This window comes from Nonomuraea sp. NPDC003804 (assembly GCF_040610675.1).
GTDB lineage: Bacteria > Actinomycetota > Actinomycetes > Streptosporangiales > Streptosporangiaceae > Nonomuraea.
The window spans coordinates 176711-202288 of record NZ_JBEXMT010000003.1; the positions used below are offsets into that span (position 1 = coordinate 176711).

At 70.5% G+C, this 25578-nt stretch carries 22 protein-coding genes; 7 read left to right on the forward strand and 15 right to left on the reverse strand.

The window, feature by feature from the left end; all coding sequences use genetic code 11:
• Window positions 1-29 precede the first annotated feature (29 nt).
• The 6 genes from ABZX22_RS05145 to ABZX22_RS05170 form a co-directional block, all read right to left on the reverse strand.
• Window positions 30-1307 carry a thymidine phosphorylase gene (locus ABZX22_RS05145; protein ID WP_354906496.1) on the reverse strand — a complete coding sequence of 426 codons (1278 nt, stop codon included), beginning with the start codon at window positions 1305-1307 and terminating at the stop codon, window positions 30-32.
• Window positions 1308-1309: 2 nt separating this feature from the next.
• The gene (locus tag ABZX22_RS05150; protein ID WP_354906216.1) at window positions 1310-1705 is read right to left on the reverse strand and encodes a cytidine deaminase; all 396 of its coding nucleotides are present in this window, start codon (window positions 1703-1705) and stop codon (window positions 1310-1312) included.
• Window positions 1702-3000: an ABC transporter permease gene (locus ABZX22_RS05155; protein ID WP_354906217.1), complete on the reverse strand. Its 1299-nt coding sequence runs from the start codon at window positions 2998-3000 to the stop codon at window positions 1702-1704. Before ABZX22_RS05155 ends, ABZX22_RS05150 begins: the two co-directional genes overlap by 4 nt.
• Window positions 2997-4139, reverse strand: coding sequence for an ABC transporter permease (locus ABZX22_RS05160; RefSeq protein ID WP_354906218.1), 1143 nt, complete (start codon window positions 4137-4139; stop codon window positions 2997-2999). Before ABZX22_RS05160 ends, ABZX22_RS05155 begins: the two co-directional genes overlap by 4 nt.
• The gene (locus tag ABZX22_RS05165; protein ID WP_354906219.1) at window positions 4136-5728 is read right to left on the reverse strand and encodes an ABC transporter ATP-binding protein; all 1593 of its coding nucleotides are present in this window, start codon (window positions 5726-5728) and stop codon (window positions 4136-4138) included. Before ABZX22_RS05165 ends, ABZX22_RS05160 begins: the two co-directional genes overlap by 4 nt.
• 81 nt (window positions 5729-5809) lie before the next feature.
• Window positions 5810-6877: a BMP family ABC transporter substrate-binding protein gene (locus ABZX22_RS05170; protein WP_354906220.1), complete on the reverse strand. Its 1068-nt coding sequence runs from the start codon at window positions 6875-6877 to the stop codon at window positions 5810-5812.
• A 315-nt stretch (window positions 6878-7192) separates the two neighbouring features.
• On the opposite strand from ABZX22_RS05170, the gene ABZX22_RS05175 reads away from it, so the two are divergent.
• A complete protein-coding gene (locus ABZX22_RS05175; protein ID WP_354906221.1) occupies window positions 7193-9052 on the forward strand; it encodes a Xaa-Pro dipeptidyl-peptidase in 1860 nt (619 codons plus the stop codon).
• 111 nt (window positions 9053-9163) lie between these two features.
• Here the strand turns inward: ABZX22_RS05175 and ABZX22_RS05180 are convergent, their stop codons facing one another.
• A complete protein-coding gene (locus ABZX22_RS05180) occupies window positions 9164-10399 on the reverse strand; it encodes a M20 family metallopeptidase (protein WP_354906222.1) in 1236 nt (411 codons plus the stop codon).
• A 423-nt stretch (window positions 10400-10822) separates the two neighbouring features.
• Between ABZX22_RS05180 and ABZX22_RS05185 the strand changes: the two genes are divergently transcribed.
• A complete protein-coding gene (locus ABZX22_RS05185) occupies window positions 10823-12208 on the forward strand; it encodes a peptide ligase PGM1-related protein (protein WP_354906224.1) in 1386 nt (461 codons plus the stop codon).
• A gap of 21 nt (window positions 12209-12229) precedes the next feature.
• Here the strand turns inward: ABZX22_RS05185 and ABZX22_RS05190 are convergent, their stop codons facing one another.
• On the reverse strand, window positions 12230-12439 hold the full coding sequence (locus ABZX22_RS05190; RefSeq protein WP_354906225.1) for a hypothetical protein: 210 nt from the start codon (window positions 12437-12439) through the stop codon (window positions 12230-12232).
• A 71-nt stretch (window positions 12440-12510) separates the two neighbouring features.
• On the opposite strand from ABZX22_RS05190, the gene ABZX22_RS05195 reads away from it, so the two are divergent.
• A complete protein-coding gene (locus ABZX22_RS05195; protein ID WP_354906226.1) occupies window positions 12511-13605 on the forward strand; it encodes a D-alanyl-D-alanine carboxypeptidase in 1095 nt (364 codons plus the stop codon).
• Between the two features lie 67 nt (window positions 13606-13672).
• Here ABZX22_RS05195 and ABZX22_RS05200 read toward each other — a convergent pair whose 3' ends face one another.
• Window positions 13673-14611: a YhjD/YihY/BrkB family envelope integrity protein gene (locus ABZX22_RS05200; protein WP_354906228.1), complete on the reverse strand. Its 939-nt coding sequence runs from the start codon at window positions 14609-14611 to the stop codon at window positions 13673-13675.
• Between the two features lie 69 nt (window positions 14612-14680).
• On the reverse strand, window positions 14681-15898 hold the full coding sequence (locus ABZX22_RS05205; protein ID WP_354906230.1) for an amidohydrolase family protein: 1218 nt from the start codon (window positions 15896-15898) through the stop codon (window positions 14681-14683).
• Window positions 15899-15957: 59 nt separating this feature from the next.
• On the opposite strand from ABZX22_RS05205, the gene ABZX22_RS05210 reads away from it, so the two are divergent.
• Entirely contained in the window at window positions 15958-16461 is a 504-nt protein-coding gene (locus tag ABZX22_RS05210) for a MarR family transcriptional regulator (protein WP_354906231.1), read from the forward strand.
• Window positions 16462-16467: 6 nt separating this feature from the next.
• Here the strand turns inward: ABZX22_RS05210 and trpS are convergent, their stop codons facing one another.
• The gene (gene trpS / locus ABZX22_RS05215) at window positions 16468-17475 is read right to left on the reverse strand and encodes a tryptophan--tRNA ligase (protein ID WP_354906233.1); all 1008 of its coding nucleotides are present in this window, start codon (window positions 17473-17475) and stop codon (window positions 16468-16470) included.
• A 14-nt stretch (window positions 17476-17489) separates the two neighbouring features.
• Window positions 17490-18800, reverse strand: a complete 1311-nt coding sequence (locus tag ABZX22_RS05220; protein ID WP_354906234.1) for a hemolysin family protein — start codon at window positions 18798-18800, stop codon at window positions 17490-17492.
• 105 nt (window positions 18801-18905) lie between these two features.
• Here ABZX22_RS05220 and galE point away from each other — a divergent pair, with 105 nt between their 5' ends.
• Together galE and ABZX22_RS05230 are read left to right on the forward strand one after the other, a co-directional pair.
• A complete protein-coding gene (gene galE, locus ABZX22_RS05225; protein ID WP_354906236.1) occupies window positions 18906-19865 on the forward strand; it encodes a UDP-glucose 4-epimerase GalE in 960 nt (319 codons plus the stop codon).
• Between the two features lie 26 nt (window positions 19866-19891).
• Window positions 19892-20026, forward strand: coding sequence for a hypothetical protein (locus ABZX22_RS05230; protein ID WP_354906237.1), 135 nt, complete (start codon window positions 19892-19894; stop codon window positions 20024-20026).
• A 57-nt stretch (window positions 20027-20083) separates the two neighbouring features.
• On the opposite strand, the gene ABZX22_RS05235 is transcribed toward ABZX22_RS05230, so the two are convergent.
• The 3 genes from ABZX22_RS05235 to ABZX22_RS05245 form a co-directional block, all read right to left on the reverse strand.
• The gene (locus tag ABZX22_RS05235) at window positions 20084-20893 is read right to left on the reverse strand and encodes a hypothetical protein (protein WP_354906239.1); all 810 of its coding nucleotides are present in this window, start codon (window positions 20891-20893) and stop codon (window positions 20084-20086) included.
• Window positions 20894-21072: 179 nt separating this feature from the next.
• Complete coding sequence (locus tag ABZX22_RS05240; protein WP_354906240.1) at window positions 21073-22047, reverse strand: malate dehydrogenase; 975 nt, start codon at window positions 22045-22047, stop codon at window positions 21073-21075.
• 55 nt (window positions 22048-22102) lie between these two features.
• A complete protein-coding gene (locus tag ABZX22_RS05245; RefSeq protein WP_354906242.1) occupies window positions 22103-24226 on the reverse strand; it encodes a transporter substrate-binding domain-containing protein in 2124 nt (707 codons plus the stop codon).
• 208 nt (window positions 24227-24434) lie between these two features.
• Between ABZX22_RS05245 and ABZX22_RS05250 the strand changes: the two genes are divergently transcribed.
• Complete coding sequence (locus ABZX22_RS05250; RefSeq protein ID WP_354906497.1) at window positions 24435-25565, forward strand: saccharopine dehydrogenase NADP-binding domain-containing protein; 1131 nt, start codon at window positions 24435-24437, stop codon at window positions 25563-25565.
• Window positions 25566-25578 lie beyond the last annotated feature (13 nt).

Consider the following 25578-nt stretch of genomic DNA (forward strand, 5'->3'; position numbering starts at 1 on the left):
AGGTGCCGTGCCGGGGAGGGGCAGCGGGATCAGGCGGTGATGCGGTCGATGACCAGGGGCAGCAGCTCCGGGCTGGAGGCCGGGCCGACCTCGTAGGCGCCCTCCAGCGCCTCCAGCGCCCGCGCGAACCTGGCCGTCTCGTCCGTGTGCAGCGTCAGCAGCGGCTGGCCCTCCCTGACCAGGTCGCCCGGCTTGGCGTGCAGCGTGATGCCCGCGCCGAACGAGACCGGGTCCTCCTTGCGGGCCCGGCCCGCCCCCAGGCGCCAGGCGGCGAGCCCGACCCCGTAGGCGTCCAGCCGGGTCAGCACGCCCGAGGCGGGACACGGCACGGTCATCGTCTCGGCCGCCCTGGGCAGCACCCCGTCAGGGTCGCCGCCCTGAGCGCTGATCATGCGGCGCCAGGCGTCCATCGCCGAGCCGTCCTTCAACGCCTCGGCGGGGTCCTTGCCGGACACGCCCGCGGCCTCCAGCATCTCCCTGGCCAGCCGTACCGTCAGCTCCACCACGTCGGCGGGCCCGCCGCCGGCGAGGACCTCGACCGACTCGGCGACCTCCAGGGCGTTGCCGACGGCCAGGCCGAGCGGCCGGTCCATCGCGGTCAGCAGCGCGACGGTGCGCACGCCCGCGTCGGCGCCGAGCGACACCATGGTGGCGGCGAGCTCGCGCGCCGAGTCGACGTCCTTCATGAACGCGCCGGAGCCCACCTTGACGTCGAGGACCAGCGACCCGGTCCCCTCGGCGATCTTCTTCGACATGATCGAGGAAGCGATCAGCGGGATCGACTCGACGGTTCCTGTCACGTCGCGCAGGGCGTACAGCTTCTTGTCGGCCGGGGCGAGCCCCGCGCCGGCCGCGCAGATGACCGCGCCCGCCTCGCGCAGGACGGCGAGCATCTCGCCGTTGGACAGCGAGGCCCGCCAGCCGGGGATCGACTCCAGCTTGTCCAGGGTGCCGCCGGTGTGGCCGAGGCCGCGGCCCGACAGCTGCGGGACGTAGGCGCCGCACGCCGCCACGAGCGGCGCGAGCGGCAGAGTGATCTTGTCGCCGACGCCGCCGGTGGAGTGCTTGTCCGCGGTCGGGCGGTCGAGCACCGACCAGTCCATGCGCTCGCCGGTGCGGATCATCGCCTGGGTCCAGTCGGCGATCTCGCGCCGGTCCATGCCGTTGAGCAGGATCGCCATCGCGAGAGCCGACATCTGCTCGTCGGCCACGTCGCCGCGGGTGTAGGCGTCGATGACCCAGTCGATCTGCGCGGTGGTCAGCGCGCCGCGGCCCCGCTTGGTGACGATGACGTCGATGACGTCCATGCTCATGCCCCCCTGGACAGGTCGTCGGGTCCGAAGGCGTAGGGCAGGATGTCGCCCATCCGCCGGGGCCCGTCGGGCGTCTCCACCAGCAGTTCCTCGCCGCCGAACTCGTAGAGCAGCTGGCGGCAGCGCCCGCACGGCATGAGCAGCTCGCCGTGGCCGTCGACGCAGGTGAAGGCGACCAGCCTGCCGCCGCCGGTGGCGTGCAGCGCCGAGACGAGGCCGCACTCGGCGCACAGGCCGAGCCCGTAGGAGGCGTTCTCGACGTTGCAGCCGGTGATGACACGCCCGTCGTCGACCACGGCGGCGGCGCCCACCGGGAACTTGGAGTAGGGCGCGTAGGCGTTCTGCATCGCCTGCGTGGCCTCGTCCCTGAGCGCGTCCCAGTCGATGCTCAATGCTGCTCCCCGCGGCGGTAGCGCACGCCGTCCGCCTTGGGCATCCGCAGGCGCTGGGAGGCGACCAGGAGGACCAGCAGCGTCAGGACGTGCGGGGTGATGAAGACGAACTCGTTCGGCAGGCGGTCCACGGTGATCCACAGCCAGATGAGCACGACCGCGCCGCCCGCGGCGAACGCCATGAGGGTGTAGTCCTTGGCCCCCGCGACGGCCGCGGCCGGCGTCTCGCGGCCGGTCAGGAACAGCTGCCTGATCCGGTAGGCGACGTAGATGAACAGCAGGATCGCGCCGAACAGGAAGAACCCGGTCACCGCCGCCGAGCTGCGCAGCTGCAGGCCGTTGGCGTAGCCGAACAGCGAGGCGCCCGCCGCGAGCCCGCCGGGCCGCCAGTTGCCGAAGATCATGGCGGCCAGGCCGATGAAGCCGCGGCCCTGCGTCTGGCCCTCGACGTACTTGGAGGTGAAGAAGACCAGGAACACGCCGCCGAGCCCGGCCATCGCGCCGGAGATGACGGTCGCGACGTACTTGGTGCGGTAGACGTTCACGCCCAGCGACTCGGCCGCCCACGGGTTCTCGCCCGCCGAGCGCAGCCGCAGGCCGAAGGCCGTGTGCCAGAGCACGAGATAGGTCAGCGGGATCAGTGCGACGGCCACGATGACCAGGAGGCCCACGTCGTGGGTGAGCCCGCGCAGGATGCCGGCGATGTCCGAGATGAGAAACCAGTGCGTGTTCTCCAGCGCGCCGAGCCAGTCGGGCCCCGAGGAGAGCAGGGGCAGGCTCACCTCGGGCGGCTCGGAGGACAGCGCGGGCGAGGTGGTGATGCCCGCTCCCGCGGCGGCGGCGGCCGTGCCCTCGGCGTACAGGACCTCGGACAGGAACCGGGTGATGCCCGGGCCCAGCAGGTTGATCGCGACGCCGCTGATGATGTGGTCGACGCCGAAGCCGACCGTGGCGATCGCGTGCAGCAGGCCGCCGACCGCTCCCGCCGCCAGGCCCGCGAGCAGGGCCGCGGGCCAGCCCCACTGGTAGCCGGCCCAGCCGGCGAACCAGGTGCCGAGCACCATCATGCCCTCGAGACCGATGTTGACCACACCGGCCCGCTCCGCCCACAGACCGCCCAGACCGGCCAGTCCGATGGGTACGGCCAGCACCAGCGCCGCCTGGAAGGTGCCGGACGAGGTGATGTCGACCTTGCCGCTGATGACTCTCACCAGGGACAGCAGCAGGATGAGCACCGCCACGCCGATCAGCGTGAGGTGGTACTTCCTGACCTTGCGTGCCTCGACGGCGCTCATGCGGCCACCTCTACGCGGTTCGTCGTGGCGAGCTGGCGGGCGGCCCGCCGTTCCTCCTGGCGGAGCGCCATCCTGCTGGTGATCTCGTTGGCGATGACCACCAGCAGCACGATGGTGCCCTGCATGATCATGATGACCGACGGCGGCACGTCCGCGAACTGCAGCGGACCCTGCGCCCGGTCGAGGAAGCCGAACAGCAGGGCGGCGAACGCGATGCCGACCGGCCTGTTCCGGCCGAGCAGGGCGACCGCGATGCCGAGGAAGCCGAGACCGGCGGTGAAGCTGGTGCCGTAGTTGTGGGTGCGGCCGAGGATCTCGGGAAGGCCGATGAGCCCCGCGATGGCTCCGGAGAGCACCATCGCCGAGATGACCATCTTCTTCGGCTTGACGCCCGACGCGAGGGCGGCGATCGAGTTCAGGCCGCTGGCCTTGACGTCGAAGCCGAAGCGCGTGCGTTCGAGCACCACCCACAGCACGATGCCGAGCACGACCGCCACACCGAGGAAGCCCCACAGGCCCGCGCCACGAGGCGCGGGCAGCCCGAACATCGTGAACAGGAAGTTGACGTCCGGGAACCAGCCGGACTGCGGGATGTCGGCCGTCTGCACCGTCAGCTGGCCCTCGGCCCGCGGCCCCTGGAAGGGCCCGCGCACCAGGAAGGCGGCCAGGCTGATCGCGATGTAGTTGAGCATGATGGTCGAGATGACCTCGTTGACGCCCCTGCCGACCTTCATCAGGGCCGGGATCAGCGCGTAGAGGCCGCCGACGGCCGCGGCGACCACCATGATGACCGCGATCTGGATCGGCGCGGGCGCGCTGAAGGTCGCGCCGACGTAGGCGGCGCAGACGGCCGCGAGGCGGTACTGCCCCTCCACACCGATGTTGAAGAGGTTCATCCGGAAGCCCACGGCGACCGCGAGACCTGCGATGTACAGCGGGACCGCTCGGTTGATCACCGTGGTGATGCCGTTGACCACGCTGTTCTCGGTCTGCCCGAAGTCGACCAGCGCGGCGAACGCGGCCAGCGGGTCGGCCCCCGCCACCAGGACGGCCACGCTCGAGATCAGCATGGCCAGGACGATGGCGGCGACGGCGCCGCCCACCGTCAGCAGCACGCGATAGAGCCCTGCGGGCATCATGCCCCTTCCTCGGTGATGGCGCCTGTCATGTAGCCGCCGAGCTGCTCAGGCGTCACCTGGGTGGGGTCGAGCCTGGCCACCAGCCGGCCCCGGTAGATCACGTACAGCGTGTCGGACAGGCCGATCAGCTCGTCGAGGTCGGCCGAGATCAGCAGGACGGCCAGCCCCGCGGCTCTGGCGTGGCGCAGGTGGTCCCAGATGGAGGCCTGGGCGCCGACGTCCACGCCTCTGGTCGGGTGGGCCGCGATGAGGAACGACGGCTCGCCGCTCATCTCCCTGCCGACGATCAGCTTCTGCTGGTTGCCGCCGGACAGGGCCAGCGCGAGGGTGTCGACGCTGGGGGTGCGCACGTCGTAGTCCTTGACGATGCGCTCGGTGTCGGCCTTGGCGGCCTTCCTGTCGATCCAGATGCCCTTGCGGACGGGCTTGCGCGTCTGGTGGCCGAGCACCCGGTTCTCCCAGAGCGAGGCCTCGAGCAGCAGGCCCTGGCGGTGGCGGTCCTCGGGGATGTAGCCGATGCCCGCCTCGCGGCGCTTGAGCGTGGTCCACTCGCTGATGTCGTCGGCGCCGAGCCTGATCTGGCCGTGCGCCTGGCGCATGCCCATGATCGCCTCGATCAGCTCGGACTGGCCGTTGCCCTCGACGCCGGCGATGCCGACGATCTCACCCTTGCGGATCTCGAAGGACACGTCGTCGAGCAGCAGCCGCTTGCCCCGCGTGAACTCCAGGAGGGACACGCCCTTGGGCAGCGGACGGAAGCCTTCGGCCTCCATGGTCAGGTCGGAGACCGCCAGCTCGACGGTGTCGGTGACGGTGGACTCGCGGGTCTCGGGGGTGGGCAGCTCGCTGCCGACCATCAGCTCGGCGAGCTGGCGGGCGCTGGTGACCTGGCTGCGCGGCATGCTCGCGACGGTGGTGCCGCGACGGATCACGGTGATCTCGTCGGCGATGCTGAGCACCTCGTCGAGCTTGTGCGAGATGAAGATGACGGTGAGGCCGTCGGCCTTGAGCTCGCGCAGGTTGTCGAACAGCTCCTCGACCTCCTGCGGCACGAGGACCGCGGTGGGCTCGTCGAGGATGAGGACGCGGGCGCCCCGGTAGAGGACCTTCAGGATCTCCACCCGCTGGCGGTCGCCGACGCCGAGGTCCTCGACCAGGCGGTCGGGGTCGACCCGCAGGCCGTGGGCCGCGGCCAGCTCCTGGATACGGTGGCGCGCGCCGGACGCGTCGAGGAAGCCGGCGCTCTTCGGCTCCGCGCCGAGGACGATGTTCTCCAGCACGGTCAGGTTGTCGGCCAGCATGAAGTGCTGGTGGACCATGCCGATGCCGGCCGCGATCGCGTCGCTCGGCGTCCGGAAGCTGACATCCTGGCCGTTCACCCTGATCTGGCCCTCGTCCGGCTTCTGCATGCCGTACAGGATCTTCATCAGAGTGGACTTGCCCGCGCCGTTCTCTCCGCAGATGGCGTGGACGCTGCCCGCCTCGATGGTGATGCGGATGTCATGGTTGGCGACGACGCCGGGAAAACGCTTGGTGATGCCCTCCAGCTCAACGGCGGGTTTCGCCGGGGCGAGGGTGTCCGAGCTCATACGGTCTCCTGGAGAGCCGGGATAGAGCGAAGGCCCGGGACGCGCCCGGGCCTTCCATGGCCTCTTGGGTGTCTACCCAGATTACGGCTTGCTCGGAACGGTGATTTCGCCGTCCACGATCTTCTTCTTGGCGGCGTCGATCTGCTCCTGGATATCGTCGATCTCGCCACCGGTGGTGGACAGGCCCACGCCGTCGACCTTCAGGTCGTAGACGTCGTTCTTGCCGCCCTTCGCGCCGCCCTGGAACGCCTTGATGAACTCGAACACGCCGACGTCGACGCGCTTGATCATCGAGGTCATGATGACGGGCTGGAGCGCGGCGTCCACGGTCTGCCGCTGGTCGGAGTCGACGCCGATGGCCAGCTTCTTGGCCTCGCCGGCGGCCTGGAAGACGCCGGTGCCGGAGTCGCCGGAGGCGTGGTAGACGATGTCCGCGCCGTCCTGGTACATCTTCTCGGCGGCGATCTTGCCCTTGTCGGGGGCCTTGAAGCCGCTGAAGTCACCGTCGGGCGTCAGGTACTTCACGTCGACCTTGGTGTCGGGCTTGGTGGCCTTGACACCGGCGCTGAAGCCCGCCTCGAACTTCTTGATCAGGTCGTTCTCGACGCCGCCGACGAAGCCGACGTGGTTGGTCTTGCTCTTCAGCGCGGCGGCGACGCCCGCCAGGTAGGAGCCCTGCTCCTCGGCGAACAGCAGACCGGTCACGTTCGGGGCGTTGGAGGCCGAGTCGACGACCGCGAACTGGACGTCGGTGTACTCCTGCGCCGCCTTCTTGATGTCCTCGCCGTAGGCGAAGCCGACACCGATGATCGGGTTGTAGCCGGCCTCGGCCAGCTGGCGCAGCAGCTCGCCACGGTTGGAGCCGTCAGCGGCCGGGCTGAGCTCCTTGATGTCGGCGCCGAGCTCCTTCGCGGCCCGCTCGAGGCCCGCGTAGGCGGCGTCGTTGAACGACTTGTCACCACGGCCGCCGACGTCGAAGGCGAGACCCACCTTGAGACCGCTGGCCTTCGCGGGCTCGCTGGCCGCCCCGCTCGGAGCCGCGGAGCTGGTCGCGCCCGTGCTCCCGCCGCCACCACACGCCGCGGCCGCCATGAGCATGGCACCAGCGACGGTGCCGACCGCAATCCTGCCGAATCGCTTGCTGAGCAAGGCGACTCCTTCCATTTCCCCGCCGTCCAACTTTCATCGCACGCGCGAAGAAACGCACGGCAACCCTGCACGGAAGATAGTTGTTCGGCCATGACAGTCCAAACCAGCACACAGGTCCGCAACCGCTCCGTTATCGACATCAGGCGCGTCTGTGACCTGGATGCCGGCGCTGTGCGCCTGACCTGCAGCTAATGGGCCGGCCACGGCTCCATTACACGCCGTTCACCCAACCTTGCCGGAAGTCAAGATCTTGCTGTCAAGCGGGAGATTCCGTTGGATGGCTAGAAATCTCCCATACCACCTGGAGCACCCCCCATGCGCACCCGGAGGACGATCGCGGTCCCGCTGGCCGCCGTGCTGATCGCGGCGGCGGGCGTGAATCCCGCTTTATCCGACACAGGACCGACGCAGCCCATCTACTCCAGGGCTGACGCCGTCAAGCAGACCGTCTTCGTCGAGGTGGAAGGCGTCGACAGCGACCGCGACGGCCGCAACGACAGGGTGGCGGCCGACTTCCTGCGGCCCAAGGAGACCGAGACCGGGCTCAAGGTCCCGATCATCATGGAGTCCAGCCCGTACTACGCGGGCATCGACGGCACCGTGCCCAACCACAAGGTGGACGTCGACGAGAACGGCAACCCGCTGCCCGGCCTGCGCTCCGCCGACACCAAGGCCGCGGTCGAGACCTTCCCTGGCTACTACGACAACTACTTCGTCCCCCGCGGTTACGCCGTGGCCCGCGTCGAAAGCCTCGGCAGCGGCAGGTCCACCGGCTGCCCCACCACGGGCGACGCGCAGGAGAGCGCCGGACCCAAGGCCGTCATCGACTGGCTGAACGGCAGGGCCAAGGGCTTCGACGCGGCCGGCAACCCCGTGACCGCCTCCTGGTCCACCGGCAACGTCGGCATGATCGGCGTCTCCTACAACGGCACGCTGCCCAACCAGGTGGCCGCCACCGGCGTCGAGGGGCTCAAGACGATCGTGCCGATCGCCGCCATCTCCTCCTGGTACGACTACTACCGCGCCAACGGCGGTGTCCTCGCGCCGGGCGGCTACCAGGGCGAGGACGCCGACGTCATGGCGAAGGCCGTCCTCACCAGGGCGGGCAAGGAGATCTGCGCCCCGGTGATGGACGAGTTCACCGCCGCCCAGGACCGGATCACCGGCGACTACAGCGACTTCTGGGCCGCCCGCGACTTCCTCGTCAACGTGGACAAGGTCAAGGCCAGCGTCTTCCTCGTCCACGGGCTCAACGACTGGAACGTCAAGACCAAGCAGGCCGCGCAGTGGTGGCAGGCGCTGGCCAAGCGGGACGTGCCCCGCAAGATCTGGCTGCACCAGGGCGCCCACGCCGACCCGTTCAACGTCAGGACCGTCGAGTGGCTGCGGCAGCTCCACCTGTGGTTCGACCACTGGCTGTACGGGATCGACACGGGCATCATGTCCGAGCCGCAGGCCGACGTCGAGATCGCGCCCGGCCAGTGGGGTCAGCACGCCAGGTGGCCGCTGCCCGGCACGCTTCCCGTCCGCCTGTGGCTGGGCTCCTCCGCCACGCTGGGCCCGCTGCCCAAGCCGCTGTCGGCGCGCGAGTCCTACGTCGACCAGAACACCCGCAAGGCCGAACAGCTCGTCGAGACCGCTCCCGCGGCCGACCCCAACAGGCTCGCCTACCTGACCGGCCCGCTGCCGACCGACGTCCGGATCTCCGGCACGCCGACGGTCACGGTGCGGGCCTCGCTCAAGGACGGCGCCTCGCCGTACCTGACCGCGTTGCTGGTGGACTACGGCACCGACACCAGGGCCAACGGGCGCCTGGTGAACACCGGAGAGCAGTACTGCTACGGCGAGGCGGTGCCCGGCGAGAGCGGGTGCACGTTCATCTACCGGCACGGGACCGTCTCGGCCCCCTACAAGATCGTCTCTCGCGGGTGGCTCGACGTGCGCAACCGGCACCGCGCCGACCGGACCGACCCCGTCAGAGCGGGCAAGGCCTACACCTTCCGCTGGGACTTCCAGCCGCAGGACTACCTGTTCAAGAAGGGGCACAAGATCGGGCTCGTGCTGACCTCGACGGACTACGACTTCACGCTGCGGTACCCGGCGGGGACGAAGGTGGAGATCTCCCCCGGGCTGTCGTCGCTCGAACTGCCGGTGGTCTTCGGCCGCCTGTCCTGAGGCCCTCCCGTACGGCGGGCGGTCCGCCGCCGCCCGCCGTGCCGGACGCCGCCGCGCATCGCGGAGCCCATGTCCACCGGCCCTCCGGTCCGCGCCGCCGTCCGGGCGAGGTCAGATGTACTCGGCCACCGTCTGCTCGCTCACCTGTCCGGGACGGTGACCGTCCCAGAGGGCGGTCAGCGCGGTGGCCGCCATGAAGCGCACGCCGCTGCCGATGGCGCTCTCGTCGACGTCGAAGGTGCCCTGGTGGATGTCGTAGTCGAGCCCACCGGGCGAGCGCGTGCCGAGCCGGGCGAACGCCCCGGGGATCGACTCGAGGTACCAGGCGAAGTCCTCGCCGCCCAGCGACTGCTGGGTGGGGACGACCGAGCCGTGCCCGAGCACGCGCTCGGCGGCCTCGGCGAGCATCTGGACGCTCTCCTCGTCGTTGACGACGGGCGGGACGCCGCGGGAGTAGTCCATGGTGGCCTCGACGCCGTACGCGCCGGCGACCGACTCCAGCAGTGCCTTGATGAGGTCGGGGGCGGCGTGCCACGCGGACTCGTCCAGGCAGCGGACGGTGCCCTCGGCGATGCCGTCGTCGGGGATGGCGTTGGCGGCCGAGCCCGACTCGACGCGGCCCCACACCAGCGACAGCGACGAGCGGGGGTCGACCCGGCGGGAGAGCGCGGCGGGCAGCTCGGTGAGGATCTTGGCGAGAGCGAAGACGAGGTCGGCGGTCAGGTGGGGCCTGGCGGTGTGGCCGCCGGGTCCGCTGACCCGGATGGCGAGCTTGTCGCAGGCGGAGGTGATGGGACCGGCCTTGAGGCCGACCTGGCCGACGTCGACGCGGGGGTCGCAGTGGAGGCCGAAGATGCGCTCGACGCCGCTGATGCCGCCGTGCGCCATGACCTCGAGCGCGCCGCCGGGCAGCTCCTCGGCGGGCTGGAACAGCAGGCGGACCCGGCCTGGCAGCAGGCCGTCGGCGGCCTGGCGGGCGAGGAACAGCCCGGTGCCGAGCAGGATCGTGGTGTGCACGTCGTGGCCGCAGGCGTGGCAGATGCCCTGGACGGTCGACCGGTACGGCACGTCCTTCTCGTCGGGCAGGGCGAGCGCGTCGATGTCGGCGCGGAGCGCGATGGTGGGCCCGTCGCCGCTGCCGACCTCGCAGATCAGGCCGGTGCCTCGGGGGAGCACGGACGGGTTGAGGCCCGCGGCGTCGAGCCGGTCGGCGATCTTCTGGGTCGTGCGGTATTCGGCGAAGGCGAGCTCTGGGTGCATGTGCAGGTCGCGGCGGAAGGCCACCAGATCCGGCTCGTTCTCCACCAGGAACGCGTCGAGTTCCCCCCGCAGCTCACGTCCCTGCATCAGTCACCGTCCCGTCACGTGCGACAGCGCCGTCGCACGGCTCATTGCGCCGTATTCTCGTGCGATCACACGATTCAGCCGTCCGGTCGGGGCAGCTGCCCGGTGAAGCGAATGCCACACACCCGAACGATGAGCGGGGTTAGGCGGTCAGCCTGATGGCGATGCCATCGACTTTATCCCCCCTGCCGCCCCTCCCGCGGACAACTACACCAAAAGTTGGGCCGGGGCATGTCCGTAACCGCAGGTCGTCACGTTGCGTGAGCCTTTATCTGGTCCGGAAATAGTCACATCGGATCATTAGTTTGTCACCCGTTGTGCCCACGGCCAAACGTTGACCATGTCCCAAATCCTGTCACCTTCTGTCCTGGTGATCATACTGCGACGATGCATGTAAATGAGAAGAATGCGTGTTTCACTCGCAATATGATCACTAAAATCCCGTTCGGGGAGAAGCATGCACGGTTGAGCATCTTCGAGCCGAGCGAGGGGACCCTGGTGGTCGTACCCTCGCTCTCCCTGCCGCAGGATGAGCTCCGCCGCATCAAGGCAGCAAGGTGTTACGAGGAGCGTCTGCTCTTCCTCCTGCTGACCCTGCGCGAGCCGGGGATCTCGGTGGTCTACCTCTCCTCGATGCCGATCCATCAGGAGATCGTCGACTACTACTTCGGCTTCCTTCCCGATCCGGACGACGCGGCCAGGCGGCTGCATCTGATCACGGTGAACGACCCGGCCAGCCAGCCGCTGACCAGGACGGTGCTCGACCGACCCGAGGTGATCGACCGGGTACGGAGCGTCATCGGGGACGACGCGTGGCTGGTGCCGTTCGTCATGAGCGACCTGGAGGAGCAGCTCGCCGCGTCACTCAACGTCCCCATCTACGGACCGGCCATGTCGCTGGCCTACTACGGCTCCAAGAGCGGGGCCCGCGAGATCGGCACCGCGGCGGGTGTGCCGATGGCGCGCGGCTTCGGCGACCTGTACACGATGCCGCAGATCGAGCAGGCCGTGCTGTCACTGCCGGGCGAGCGCGTCATGGTGAAGCTGAACGACGGCTACTCGGGTCTCGGCAACGCGATCGTGCCCAAGGACGACTGGAACGCCACGGAGTTCTCCGCCGGCGCGGACGAGACCTGGGCCGGGTTCGCGGCCAAGCTGGCCGAACGGGGCGGGGTGGTCGAGGAGTTCATCGAGCACCGGCCGCTCTACTACCCCAGCGCGCTGGCCAGGATCACCCCCGGCGGCCACTACGACGTCGTCGCCACCCACGACCAGGTGCTCGACGGCCCCGTCTACCAGGGCTGCACCTTCCCCGCGCGGTCGGAGTACCGGCAGGAGGTCAGCGCCTCGGCCGCGAAGATCGCCAAGCTGCTGGCGGAGCGCGGCGTGGTCGGCCTGTTCGGCATGGACTTCTTCGCGATGAAGACCGACGCCGGCTACGCGGCGCTGCTGTGCGAGGTGAACCTGCGCATCGGCGGCACCACCCACCCGTTCGGCGCCGCGCTGCTGACCACGGACGCCGGCTACGACCCGGCCACCGGGCTGCTGATGAGCGAGGGCCGGCCGAAGTACTACACCGCGACCGACAACTGCTCGGCGGGCTGCCTGCGCGGCCACACGCCCGGTCAGGTGGTACGGATGATCGAGCGGCTCGGGCTCGGCTTCGACCGGCGGCGCCGTACGGGGAACGTGCTGCACCTGCTGGGCGCCATCCCCGAGCACGGCAAGCTGGGCTTCACGAGCATCGGGGACTCGCGGGAGGAGGCCGAGGAACTGCACAGGATCACCCACCTGGCGCTCTGCGAGGGCTGACCGGGCCACCGGTCAATGTGATCAACCCTTCTGCCTCGGGGCGCGCATGTAGCCGCGCCAGCCGATCAGGGCCAGCACGACGCCCAGCACCACGTTGACGGCGATGAGTATGCCGTGGACCACGTAGAAGCTGGTCGGGTGCCCGTCGGCGAGGTTGAATCCAAGGTTGATCCACTCGAAGACCATGAACGCGCCAATGATGATCAGGAATCCGGCGATCTTTCGTGACATGCCCATCTCTCTGCTGCTTCGCGGGTAGTGACGCCTCATGCGCTATGTGACGAAGCTACGCTGAGGACGCTATGGGGACGAAACTGGTGCCGGTCGCGGCACTTCTCGCCGCGGTCGCTCTGGCAGGTCCTGCCCTGGCCGACCCGCCCGCCGCCGAAGGTCCGCTCGGCGGCGACCAGCTGGCGGGCAAGGGCCTGGTCGTGCCCGCAGGAGTGAAGGCGCCGCCGAAGACGAAGGCCACCTCCTTCGTGATCGCCGACGCCGAGACGGGACAGGTGCTGGCCGCCAAGAACCCCCATGGCCGCTTGCTGCCGGCCAGCACGCTCAAGACCCTCACCGCCGTGGCGCTCATTCCCAAGCTCGACCGGAACCTCAAGGTCAAGCCCAGCAGGAACGCCGTCAACCAGGAGGGCAGCGCGGTCGGCCTGTCCACCAAGCCCATCTACAAGGTGGACGACCTGTTCAAGGCGCTCATGCTCAGCTCGGGCAACGACGCGGCGATGGCGCTCGCCGAGGCGAACGGGGGTCTCGCCACGACCCTCGCCGACATGAACGCCGAGGCCAAGCGCCTTCAGGCCAACGACACGGTCGCCAAGACGCCCAGCGGCCTGGACAAGCCGGGGCAGAGCAGCTCGGCCTACGACCTGGCGCTGATCGCCCGCGCGGGCCTGGCCAACGCCGAGTTCCGCAGGTACGTGAGCCTCAAGTCCTCGCGCTTCCCCGCGCCCAAGGGCTACTACGAGATCGGCAACCACAACAAGCTGCTGTGGCGCTACAAGGGCATGGTCGGCATCAAGAACGGCTGGACCTCCAAGGCGCTGGGCAGCTTCGTCGGCGCGGCCACCCGCAACGGCCACACGATCATCGTGACGATCATGCGTCACGAGGGCTACTTCTGGGACGAGGTCGAGAAGCTGCTCGACTGGGGCTTCGCCGCCCGCGGCAAGGTCGTTCCGGTGGGCGTGCTGGTGGATCCGCTGCCCGCCCAGCCCGCGGTGGACCAGGTGACGGTGCGCGCCAAGCCGTCCGCTCCGGCCGTCGCGCCGTCGCCGGCCGCGCGACCCGGCGCGAGCGGCCCCGTCAGCGCCCTGATCATCGGCGCGGGCGTGCTCGGTGGCGCGGGCTGGCTGCTCTACGGCATCCGCAGGCGCCGGACGGCGCGCTAGCCGGCCCGAGTGTGGCGCGGCCGTCCATGTGGCGGCAGGGCGGCGGCGCCGGTACGGGTCCGGGCGTTCAGGAGTCCGTCGAGTAGCCGCCGGACGGCAGCGGCGTGGGGTCGGGCGGCGGGTACAGGCCCGCCGTGACGGTCCACGCGGCCACGTACATCGTCAGCCGCGCCGAGAAGTTGATCCACAGGAGCAACCCGACCGTCACGGCGAACGTCCCGTACACGGGATTGCTCAGCGTGCCCGCCAGCAGCAGCGTCGCCACCTGCTTCAGCACGCCGAACCCGATCGCCCCCAGCAGCGCCCCCTGGGCCAGCACCTTGAACGGCTGGCCCGGCCGGCCCACCCAGCCCAGGACGATGAGGAACAGCACCCAGTCGGCGCCCACGCTGGCCGCGAGCCCGACCCCGGTCAGCGCGGCCCCGGCGAGCGCCGAGGTCTCCACGCCGAGGAAGGTCGCCACGGTCGTCGTCGCCTGCGTGGCGAAGCCGCCGAGCAGGGTGGAGACGATGAGCGCGATACCGATCATGATCAGGGTGACCAGGTCGCGGGCCTTGCCGACCACGAAGTTCAGCGGCGGGCTGGCCGTCATCGAGATCTCGTGCAGGGCCCCGCGCAGGGCGTTGATGGACCCGAGCCCCGCGTACAGCAGACCGAGCAGGCCGATCACCCCGGCGCTCACGCGTGCCTGGGCGATGCCCTGGAGGTCGATGAGGCCGGCCAGGCCCGGCAGCTGCTCCTCGATGGCCTTCTGCAGCGCTTCGCGGATCTGGGTCCGCTCCTCGAGGACGAAGCCGAACACCGCGAACGCCAGCGCGGTGATCGGGAAGAGCGACAGGAACACGAAGTAGGTGATGGCGCCGGCCAGCCGGTCACCGTTCTGCAGCTGGTAGCGCTGCACGGTCCTGAGGAGATGGTCGACGGGATGCCAGCGCACCCGTGTCCGTTCGGTCGTCCGGCGCCCCCACTCCTTGACCGCGAGGATCCGGTCGGCCCAGGTGCTCATGAGGCGCTTCTACCCGATCCGGCACGGATCCTGCCAGCACCCGGGCGGATCCCGGCGCGGCGGCGGGCCTCATCCCGTGACCGGCCGTCCCGCCCGCTTCACCGCCCGTCCGGCCACCAGCACCGTGTCGACGGCGGCGGTGTCCGCGTTGAGCACCACCGCGCCGATCGGGTCGCGCAGTCCCGACATGGACGGCGTGCCGGTCCGCAGGAGCTGCAGGTCGGCCTGCTTGCCCACCTTCAGGGACCCGGTGACGTCGGCCAGCCCCACCACCTCGGCCCCCTCGATCGTCGCCATGCGCAGCGCGTCGCGGGTGGTGAAGCCCAGCCCCGCCCCGTCCGGCCGGCCGCGCTCCATGGCGTGGGCCGCCCGCATCATCGCGAACATGTCGCCGGGGCCGCTCGTCACCGCGTCCGCGCTGAGGGAGGCGGGGACGCCGAGAGCACGCGCCCTGCCGGTGACGGGGTACCCCATGGCCAGCGCCATCTCGCTGAACGGCGAGACCGACACGCTGCCGCCGCTCCCGGCGATCCGCTTGAGCTGCTCGTCGGTGTAGTGGTTGGCGTGGATGTAGGTGGTGCGCGGGCCCAGGAACCCGTGCGCGTCGAGGAAGGCCAGGCCACGCTCGGCGCTCTCGGGCCCCTGGCCGCCCATGTGGACGCTGACCGGCACGTCGAGCTCGCGGGCCAGCCGCCATTCGCGCACCGCCCGGTCCAGGTCGCCGAACTCGGGGCCGAACGCGGCGAGCGCCATGGTCACCAGGCCGCCGGCCAGCCTCTCGCGGACCCGCCTTCCCTCGGGCGCCATCAGGCCCGGGTCGGCGCCGCCGTGGCAGAAGCCGAAGACGGCCCGGATGCCGGAGGCGGTGAGCGCGTCGACGGCGGCGTCGGTGTGCTCGGGCGTGAACTGCACGTGCGACCAGTCGAGCAGGGTGGTGATGCCGCCGTTCAGGCACTCGCGCGCGCCGGCCGCGATGCCCTCCCTGACGTCGTCGGGGCCGAAGCGCGGGGCGAGCTCGCCCAGCACGTGGGACACGTAGCCGTCCAGCGTCGTGTCGGGGGCGACGGCCCTGATGGCCGCCTGCCACGTGTGCCGGTGGCTGTCGACGAAGCCCGGCAGCACGATCATGCCGGTCGCGTCGATCTCCTCCGCCCCCTCCGCGCGCAGGTCCGGGCCGACGGCGGCGATCCGGCCCTCCGTGACGAGCACGTCGACGTCGCCGAGCACGGTGGGCTGCGGCTCGGTGTCGATCACGAGGCCGTTGGTGATGATCCAAGAATCATTCATGCGAAAAGCTTAGAAAGAAGCTTTTAGAAAAGCAATATGAGCGCGGGTATCCTCGATGCGTGAAGCAGGACGAGGTCGACGGACTGGTGCCCCGCTGGCGGGAGGCAGGCCTCGAGCCGCCGCTCATCGCCAGCCTGGAGCTGAGCAAGCGGATGTCCCGCCTCCACGCGCTGTTCGAGCAGGCGGTGAAGGCGGAGCTGGTCGAACTCGGGCTCACCTACGCCGAGTTCGACGTGCTCGCCGCGCTGGCCCGCACCGGCCCTCCGCACCGGCTGAAGCCGAGCGAGCTGACCCGCGCGCTGTTCCTGACCTCCGGCGGCACCAGCAACGTGCTGCAACGCCTGACCACCGCGGGATACGTCGAGCGGGAGGACAACCCCGGCGACGCCCGCAGCCGGTGGGTGCGCCTCACCCCCGAGGGGTTGCGCGTGGCGAACCTGGCACTCGAAGGCGCCGGCCGGGCCCACTCCGAGGCGATGGCCGGCGTCCCCGAGACGACGCTCCGGCAGGCGGCCGACGCCCTGCGCGAGCTCACCCTCGCGCTGGGCCGCCGCGCCCGCTGAGCCGTACTAGAACGCGCGCGGCAGGAACCCCACGCGGTCGCGCACCCGCGCCATGGTCTCCCGCGCCACCGCGCCCGCGCGCTCGGCCCCGATGGCCAGCAGCCGATCGAGCTCGGCCTCGTCGGCCAGCAGCTTCTCCGTACGCTCGCGGATCGGCGCGAACGTCTCGACCACGACCTCGGCGACGTCCTTCTTGAACGTGCCGTAGCCCTGGCCCTCGTAGCGCTTCACCAGCTCGGGGATCGGCGTGCCCGACAGCGCGGACTGGATGCGCAGCAGGTTGGAGATGCCCGGCTTGTTCTCCTCGTCGAAGAGCACCTCGGAGCCGGTGTCGGTGACCGCGCGCATGACCTTCTTGCGCAGCGGCCCTGGCTGCTCCAGCACGTCGAGGATGCCCGCGGGAGACGAGGAGGACTTCGACATCTTGGCGGACGGGTCCTGGAGGTCGGTGATCTTCTCGACCTCCTTGAGGATGTGCGGCTCGGGCAGGGTGAAGGTGTCGCCGAAGCGGTGGTTGAAGCGCTGCGCGAGGTCGCGGGTCAGCTCCAGGTGCTGCTTCTGGTCGGCGCCCACCGGCACGCTGTTGGCCTGGTAGAGCAGGATGTCGGCGGCCTGCAGGATCGGGTAGGTGAACAGCCCGACGCTGGCGGCGCTCTCGCCGAACTTGGCCGCCTTGTCCTTGAACTGCGTCATGCGCGCCGCCTCGCCCATACCGGTGAGGCAGATCAGCACCCAGGCGAGCTCGCTGTGCTCGCGCACGTGGGACTGGACGAAGACGGTGGAACGCTCGGGGTCGAGGCCGGCGGCGAACAGCTGCGCGGCGGCCACACGGGAGCGGCGGCGCAGGTCGGCCGGGTCGGTGGGCACGGTGATCGCGTGCAGGTCGACCACGCAGTAGAACGCGTCGTGCGTCTCCTGCAGCGTGACCCACTGGCGAACCGCACCGAGGTAGTTGCCCAGGTGGAAGGAGTCCGCGGTGGGCTGGATGCCGGAGAGTACGCGAGGTCTGGCCATAGCCCGCAATTGTGTCAGGAATCCGGCTCGGGCGGCGACTCGACCAGCGCGCGGCGTTTCACCCTGATGCGAGCGATCCGCCGGCCGTCCAGCTCGGTGACCGTGAACTCGAAGCCCGGGATCTCGACCTGTTCGCCCGTCGTGGCCAGGTGGCCGAGGCGGGCCAGCATGAAGCCGCCGAGCGTCTCGTAGGGGCCGTCCGGGAGCCTGATGCCGGTCTGGGCGGCGAAGTCGTTGAGGTTGGTCAGCCCGTCGACCTCGATCTCGCCCGCGGGCAGCAGGACGGTCTCCTCCTCGAGGTCGTACTCGTCCCTGATGTCGCCGATGAGCTCCTCGACCAGGTCCTCCATGGTGACGATGCCGGCCGTCCCGCCGTACTCGTCGACCACGATGGCGAGGTGATGTCCTTCGTCGCGCATCTCCGACAGAGTGGTGAGCACCCGCTTGGAGGCGGGCACGTGCTTGATGGGCCGGATCGGCACCAGTTGGCTGATCGGCTCGATACGGCCGGTCAGCACCGGGTCGAGCAGGTCCCTGACGTGCACGAACCCCAGGATCTCGTCGTAGGAGGAGCGGTAGACGGGAAAGCGGGAGTGCGGCATCGCGGCGGCCAGCACCGCGGCCTCGGCCAGCGGCGTGTCGGCCTCCATGAACTCCACCTCGGTGCGCGGCAGCATCACCTCGCGCAACTGCCGCTTGCCCGCCGAGAACACCTCGCCGATCAGGTGCCGCTCGTCGGCGGTCAGATCGGTGTGGCCGACCACCATGTCGCGCAGTTCTTCGGTGGTCATCTCCTCACGGTCGGCCTCGGGGTTGCCGCCGAGCAGCCTGACCACGCCGTCGGTGGACTTGGACAGCGCCCAGATGACCGGCCGGGACAGACTGGCCAGCCGGTCGAGGAAGGGGGCGACGACGAGCGACAGCCCCTCGGCGCGCTGCCTGGCCAGGCGCTTGGGGGCGAGCTCACCCAGCACGAGGGAGACGTAGGAGATCGCGAGCGTGACCAGGACCAGCGCGGCAGGCTCGGCGACGCCCGGCAGCAGGCCCCAGGCCTCCAGGGCGGGTTCGAGCTCGACGGCCAGGCGGTCGGCGCCGAAGGCGGCCGAGAGCATGGTGGCGACCGTGACACCGATCTGGACGGCCGACAGGAACCGGTTCGGGTCCTGGGCCAGCTTCGCGACTCTCGCGCCTCTGCGTCCCCGCTGCTCGAGCTTGCGGATCTGGCTCTCCCGCAGCGAGACCATGGCCATCTCCGCTGCCGCGAAGAAGCCGCCGATCAGGATGAAGAGCAGGACGATGGCGATATTGGCCGCAACGCTGTTCAACGCAGGTGCTTTCGACGTAGTGGTTTGCCAGCGTACCCGGCGAGGTCTAGGGGGCCGAGTATGCTGGGGCCGTACAAAATTCAACACGAATCAACAGAGGTGCACATGAAGGTGCTCGTCACGGGCGGTGCCGGATACATCGGCAGCGTCGTCGCCGCCCAGCTCGTCGAGGCGGGCCACGAGGTGACGGTGCTCGACGACCTGTCGACCGGCCACGCCGACGCCGTCCCCGAGGGCGCGAGGTTCGTCCACCGGCCGGTCACCGAGCCCGGCGACGCGCTCGACGGGGTCGACGGCGTGCTCCACTTCGCGGCGAGGTCGCTGGTCGGCGAGTCGGTGGAGAAGCCGGGAGAGTACTGGGCCGCCAACCTCGGCGGCACCCTCGCGCTGCTGGAGGCCATGCGCGTCGCCGGCGTGCGCAGGATCGTCTTCTCCTCCACCGCCGCCACGTACGGCGAGCCCGAGCGCTCCCCCATCACCGAGACCGACCCGACCCGCCCGACCAACCCCTACGGCGCCTCCAAGCTGGCCGTCGACACGACGCTCACCGCCTTCGCGGGCCTGCACGGCCTCGGCGCGGTCAGCCTGCGCTACTTCAACGTGGCGGGCGCCTACACCGCTCCCGACGGGCGCGTCTACCGCGAGCGCCACACCGTCGAGACCCACCTCATCCCCAATGTCCTCAAGGTCGCCACCGGCGAGCGCGAGTCGGTCAGCGTGTTCGGCACCGACTACCCCACGCCCGACGGCACCTGCGTGCGCGACTACATCCACGTCGCCGACCTGGCCCGCGCCCACCTGCTCGCCCTCGACGCGACCACGCCGGGCCGCCACACGATCTACAACCTGGGCAACGGCGCGGGCTTCTCGGTCCAGGAGGTGATCGAGGTCTGCCGCGAGGTGACCGGCCACCCGATCCCCGCCGTCGTCGGGCCGCGCCGGGCCGGCGACCCCGCCGTCCTCGTCGCCTCATCCGACAAGATCCGACACGAACTGGGCTGGAAGGCCGAGCGCGCCGCGATCCGCGACATCGTGGCGGATGCCTGGAATGCCATCACTCGGTAAAGAAAAATATGCTGAGATAGCGAAATGTGAGGACCTTTTCACACAAGGTGCTGTTCGCGCTCGCGATCGTGCTCGGCAGCACCGTGACCGCCGCCGGGGTGGTGTTCGCCACGACGGAGCCCACCTCGGCGACACAGCAGCCGCACAGCTGCATGCCCTGAGAAGCCGGAAAGGGCCGACCGACAACTGGTCGGCCGCGCTCGTCCCCGCCCGCCAGGTCAGCGTACGGCGACGCGCAGGGTGGCCTCGTTGTCGTCAGGGCGGCGGTCACCGAGGCGTGACGAGCGGACCTCTCCCCTGACGCGCACCGGCCCGCGCGAGGCCAGATACGGCAGCTCGAAGCGCATCGTGCCGCCCGACGGCACCATGACGGGCTCACACACCGTCTCACCCGCGCGACGCCGGCACGACTGGTCCGCGGCGGGTCCGGCCGGGCGCGCGCCCTCGGCCCGTACCGTGAAACGCGCGTCCCGCACCGCGCGCGGCCCCCTGTTGTGCACGTCGGCGATGACGGTGAAGGCGCCATCGCGCTCCTGTCTCGCCTTCAGCCGCACCCCCAGGTCCGCGCCCTGATCGACGCCGGTGACGAGCGTCGTGCCGTTGTCAGCGTCGGCGTCGGTGCCTTGGGCCGCCATGCGCGCCACCAGCCGGAGCGGCCCGACGGCGTCGCGCCGTACGGTGCCGGTGATCGTGACCCCGCCCGTGCCGCCCGCGGCGACGTTCTCCGGTGAAGGGCAGACCACTTCGCCGAGCGTACGGCCGGGCCGGCAGCTGACCACGTCCACGCTGCTGATGTCGACCGCGTCGGGGACGACCACGGTCAGGACCGGCCGGACGGCCTCGCCGGGGCCGGCGTTGCGGACGTCTACCCGGTAGGTGATCGGCCGGCCAGGCTGGGCGGTCGAAGGGCTGGCCGACACGCGTACCGACAGGTTCGCCGGCTCCGGCGCCGCCGCCCGCGCGGGTATCGAACCGCTCACCACTGCCGCAGCCACCGCACCGGCGACCATCTTCACCGCAACGCGCACTCCGCCCCCTTCACCGGCCCCCCATTCTGCCCTGGTGACCTGCGAGAACCCCCCGACCGACACGCGCACCTCGCCCGCGCGCAGGACCCGGGACACCGCACCACGACAGCCGCTGCCACGCAAAGACGAACGGCCACCGGGGTGTCCCGGTGGCCGTGATCGTGGCGTGTCGTGGTGGGTCAGATGAGACCCAGCTCGCGCACCGCGTCGCGCTCCTCGACGAGCTCGGCGACGGAGGCGTCGATGCGCTCGCGGGAGAACGCGTCGATGTCCAGCCCCTGGATGATCTCCCAGCGGCCGCCCACCGAGCGGACGGGGAACGACGAGATGAGCCCCTCCGGCACCCCGTACGAGCCGTCCGACGGGATCGCGGCGGAGGTCCACTCGGTGCCGTTGACCCAGTCGTAGACGTGGTCGATGGCGGCGTTGGCCGCGGAGGCGGCGGACGAGGCGCCACGGGCGTCGATGATCGCCGCGCCGCGCTTGGCGACGGTCGGGATGAAGGTCTCGCGCAGCCACTCGGAGTCGACCTGCTCGGCAGCGATCTTCCCGCCGACCTCGGCGTGGAACAGGTCGGGGTACTGCGTCGCGGAGTGGTTGCCCCAGATGGTCATCTTCTGGATGTCGGTGACCGGCACCTGCAGCTTGGCGGCCAGCTGCGACAGCGCGCGGTTGTGGTCGAGGCGGGTCATCGCGGTGAAGCGCTCGGCGGGCACGTCGGGCGCGTTCTGCTGGGCGATGAGCGCGTTGGTGTTGGCCGGGTTGCCGACCACCAGGACCCTGATGTCGTCGGCGGCGTGGTCGTTGATCGCCTTGCCCTGCGGGCCGAAGATGCCGCCGTTGGCGCCGAGCAGGTCGCCGCGCTCCATGCCGGCCTTGCGCGGCATGGCGCCGACCAGCAGGGCGACGTTGGCGCCGTTGAAGGCGACGTTGGGGTCGTCGGTGATCTCGATACCGGACAGCAGCGGGAAGGCGCAGTCGTCGAGCTCCATGGCGGTGCCCTCGGCCGCCTTCACCGCCTGGGGGATCTCCAGCAGGCTCAGCTTGACCGGGACGTCGGCGCCCAGCAGCTGACCCGAGGCGATGCGGAACAGCAGGGCATAACCGATCTGTCCGGCGGCTCCGGTGACGGTTACCTTGACGGGCGCGGCCATGGCCTTCCCCTAACTCAGAAGAATCTAATCGTGACTTCTGGATGTTACTCGCTCGTCATCCGCAGGACTCCATCACGGGTACCTTCAGATCGGCCTTGAACTCCACATGGGGGAAATGGGTGGCCACAAGCTGCCCGATGGTGTTCCGCGCGATCATGTCGGAGATGGCGCCCTTGATCGCCTCACAGGTGCGCGCGTCACCCTTCTTGATGCCCACGGCGTAGCGCTCGTCGCTCAGCGTGGCGCCGAGGATCCGGTAGCGGGCGTTCTCCCGGTTGGCGAACCCGGCGAGGATGAGGTCGTCACCGGCCACCGCGTCGACCTGGCCCGCGGCCAGCATCCTGATGCAGTCGGCGTAGTTGCCCGCGCTGACGGTCACCATGTCGACCATCTTCTGCACCTTGCGCACGGCCGTGCTGCGCTGGTCGCACAGCTTCTTGCCCTTGAGGTCGGCCGGCTTGGCGATCTCCCTGTCCCCGTCGCGCACCAGCAGCGCCTGGTGGGCCATGATGTACGGCCCGGCGAACTCCACGTCGCTGTCGTCGATCGAGTAGGTGGCCACGACGATGTCGACGTCGCCGTCGGCCAGGGCCTCGGCCCGCCTCGGCGCGGGAACGGCGACGAAGGTGATGCCGCTCTCCGCGACGCGCAGCTCCTTGGCGATGTGCTTGGCGACGTCGACGTCGAAGCCGGAGAACCCGCCGTCGCGGTCGCGGTAGCCGACGCCGGGCACGTCGGCCCTGACCCCGATGGTGAGCTTTCCCGTGGCCGCCGCCCGGTCGACGACCGAGTCGCCCCCCGGTGTGGGCTGCGGTGACCGGTCGCTGACCAGCGCCAGCGGCCAGCCGTACTGGAGGGCGGCGAAGGCGAGCGCGGCGACCAGCAGCACGGCCGCCAGCAGCGCCACCCACGGTGTCAGGGACCTGCGCCGCTTCGCCGGCGGCACCGGGGCGGGCCCGCCGTACGGGGCGGGCTGGTCGGTCGGCGGGGTCGGCCCGTGCCCGGGCGGCTGGGTCGGCGGCCGGCCGCCGGGAAGCGCGGGGAAGGCGGTGACGGGCAGGCTCGCGGACACCGTCGAAGGGCCGGACGCCGAAGCGCCGTGGGCGGTCACGGGACCGTGGGGGGTTCCGGAGCCTTGGGACGTCATGGAGCCATGGGCGGTCACGGGGCCGTGAGGTGCGGAACCCCGGGAACCCACGGAACTGTGGGAAGCGGCAGAGCCGTGGGAAGCCGCGGCGCCTCCGGAGGCGGTGGTGCCGGCGGCGGGGGCGGCGTGCGTGGCCGGGGAGAGCCGCGCCATCGGCGTCGTGTCGTCGCTGGCGATCTTGACGCCCTGGCTGAGCACCGCCGTGGACGCGCCCGCCGTACGCGGGGGATGCCCGAGCAGACGCAGCAGGATCTCGTCGGCGGAGGGCCGTTCCCGCGGGTCCTTGGTCAGCGCCGCGGCGGCCACCCCGCGCAACGGCTCGGGCAGCACGGAGACGTCGACGACGTGGTTGAGGATGCGGTTGAGCACGACCGCGATGGAGTTGCCCTCGAAGACGGTCACGCCGGTCGCCGCGTAGGCGATGGTGGCGCCCCAGGCGAACACGTCGGTGTAGGGTCCGATGTCGTCGCCGGCGATCTGCTCGGGCGCCATGTACGCGGGGGTGCCGATCGCCCGGCTGGTGATCGTTCCGGTCGAGTCGATGATGCGCGCGATGCCGAAGTCGACCACCCTCGGCCCGTCGGCCGCGATGAGCACGTTGTCGGGCTTGAAGTCGCGGTGGATGATCGACGCCTGGTGGATGGCGGTCAGCGCGGTCGCGGTGCCGATCGCCAGCCGTTCCAGCGCCTGACCGGTCAGCGGCCCGTCGTCCTCCACGATGTCCCTGAGGGAGCGCCCGTCGATGTACTCGCTGGCGATGTAGGGCGTGTTGCCCTCGAGGTCGGCCTCGATCACCCGCGCCGTGCAGAAGGAGGCCACGCGCTGGGCGGCCTTGAGCTCCCTGGCAAAGCGCGACCTGGCGATCGTGTCGCCGCTGAACTTCACGTGCAGCAGCTTGATCGCCGCGCGCTCGCCATGGTTGTCGGCCCCCAGGTAGACGATCCCCTGACCGCCTTCCCCGATCCGCCCGGACAGCGTGAACGAGCCCAGGTGGCTGGGGTCGCCCGCCATCAACGGCGCGATCTGCGGCATTCGTCTTCCCCACGTTGGCTTCGGCCTGACGACGCAAACTTTACGACGCCAAGGAACCTCCCAGGGAACCGTTAACCGTTCGTGACGTCACAGTTGGTGCCCGGGAGACGGTCTCGCGACACCGCCTGACCCGCGCAGTCAGCGGAGGTGTCAGCGGTCGCAGGACCGTTCCTTTAGTCTCTCGTCACCACGTCCACAGAATGACATTCTGGCTCTCATGTACGACATCGTGCTGCTCGGCGCGACCGGATTCACCGGCGCCCTCACCGCGGACCACCTCTCCAGGGCCGTCCCTCCGGGATGCCGGTGGGCGCTGGCCGGACGCGACCGGGCGAAGCTGGAGGCGCTGGGCCTGGACGTCCCCCTCCTGCACGCCGACGTCACCGACACCGCCTCCCTGGAGGCGCTCGCCGCCGGGGCTCGCGTGGTCGCCACCACCGTCGGCCCCTATCTGCGGTACGGCGAGCCGCTGGTCGCCGCGTGCGCGCGGGCGGGCACGCACTACGTCGACCTCACCGGAGAGCCGGAGTTCGTCGACAGGATGTACGTCCGCCACGACGGCCTGGCCCGCGAGACGGGAGCGAAGATCGTGCACGCGTGCGGCTTCGACTCCATCCCCTACGACCTCGGCGTCCTCTTCACGGTGGGCCTGTTGCCGCCGGACGTGCCGATCAGGGTCAGCGGGTTCCTGCGGGGCGACGGCAGGCCCTCGGGCGGCACCCTGCACTCGGCGGTGACCGCGATGTCGAGGCCACGGCAGATGGCCGAGGCCGCGGCGCGGCGCCGTGCCGTCGAGCCGCGACCGAAGGGCCGCAGGGTGAGCGCGCTGCCGGGCGGCGTGCGCTACGTCGGCGGCTGGGCGCTGCCCATGCCCACGATCGACCACCAGATCGTCGGCCGCTCCGCCCGCGCCCTCGACCGCTACGGTCCCGACTTCTCCTACCGCCAGTACTTCGCCGTCCGGCACCTGCCCTCGGCGCTGGCGGTGGCGGCGGGGGCCGGGGCGATGGCGGCACTCGCGCAGCTCCCGGCGGGCCGCGACTGGCTGCTCAGGAAGATCGCCGCCGGTGACGGGCCTTCGGCGGAGCGACGGGCGCGCAGTTGGTTCAGGCTCACCCTGCTCGGCGAGGGAGGAGGCAAGCGCGTCGTCACCGAGGTCTCGGGCGGCGACCCCGGCTACTCGGAGACCGCGAAGATGCTGGCCGAGTCGGCGCTGTGCCTGGCCTTCGACGACGTACCCGAGGTGGCGGGCCAGCTCACCACCGCCGTCGCCATGGGGCGGCCGCTCATCGACCGTCTGCGCGCCGCGGGGATCGGCTTCACGATCCTGGAGGATTGAACCCAGGACCGCG

Bases quoted from the DNA above. Each gene is read 5' to 3' on its own strand.
- ABZX22_RS05145 (WP_354906496.1), bottom strand. From the start codon at position 1,307: ATGGACGTCATCGACGTCATCGTCACCAAGCGGGGCCGCGGCGCGCTG.
- ABZX22_RS05155 (WP_354906217.1), bottom strand. From the start codon at position 3,000: ATGAGCGCCGTCGAGGCACGCAAGGTCAGGAAGTACCACCTCACGCTG.
- ABZX22_RS05160 (WP_354906218.1), bottom strand. From the start codon at position 4,139: ATGATGCCCGCAGGGCTCTATCGCGTGCTGCTGACGGTGGGCGGCGCC.
- ABZX22_RS05165 (WP_354906219.1), bottom strand. From the start codon at position 5,728: ATGAGCTCGGACACCCTCGCCCCGGCGAAACCCGCCGTTGAGCTGGAG.
- ABZX22_RS05175 (WP_354906221.1), top strand. From the start codon at position 7,193: ATGCGCACCCGGAGGACGATCGCGGTCCCGCTGGCCGCCGTGCTGATC.
- ABZX22_RS05180 (WP_354906222.1), bottom strand. From the start codon at position 10,399: ATGCAGGGACGTGAGCTGCGGGGGGAACTCGACGCGTTCCTGGTGGAG.
- ABZX22_RS05185 (WP_354906224.1), top strand. From the start codon at position 10,823: ATGATCACTAAAATCCCGTTCGGGGAGAAGCATGCACGGTTGAGCATC.
- ABZX22_RS05190 (WP_354906225.1), bottom strand. From the start codon at position 12,439: ATGTCACGAAAGATCGCCGGATTCCTGATCATCATTGGCGCGTTCATG.
- ABZX22_RS05195 (WP_354906226.1), top strand. From the start codon at position 12,511: ATGGGGACGAAACTGGTGCCGGTCGCGGCACTTCTCGCCGCGGTCGCT.
- ABZX22_RS05200 (WP_354906228.1), bottom strand. From the start codon at position 14,611: ATGAGCACCTGGGCCGACCGGATCCTCGCGGTCAAGGAGTGGGGGCGC.
- ABZX22_RS05205 (WP_354906230.1), bottom strand. From the start codon at position 15,898: ATGAATGATTCTTGGATCATCACCAACGGCCTCGTGATCGACACCGAG.
- trpS (WP_354906233.1), bottom strand. From the start codon at position 17,475: ATGGCCAGACCTCGCGTACTCTCCGGCATCCAGCCCACCGCGGACTCC.
- galE (WP_354906236.1), top strand. From the start codon at position 18,906: ATGAAGGTGCTCGTCACGGGCGGTGCCGGATACATCGGCAGCGTCGTC.
- ABZX22_RS05240 (WP_354906240.1), bottom strand. From the start codon at position 22,047: ATGGCCGCGCCCGTCAAGGTAACCGTCACCGGAGCCGCCGGACAGATC.
- ABZX22_RS05245 (WP_354906242.1), bottom strand. From the start codon at position 24,226: ATGCCGCAGATCGCGCCGTTGATGGCGGGCGACCCCAGCCACCTGGGC.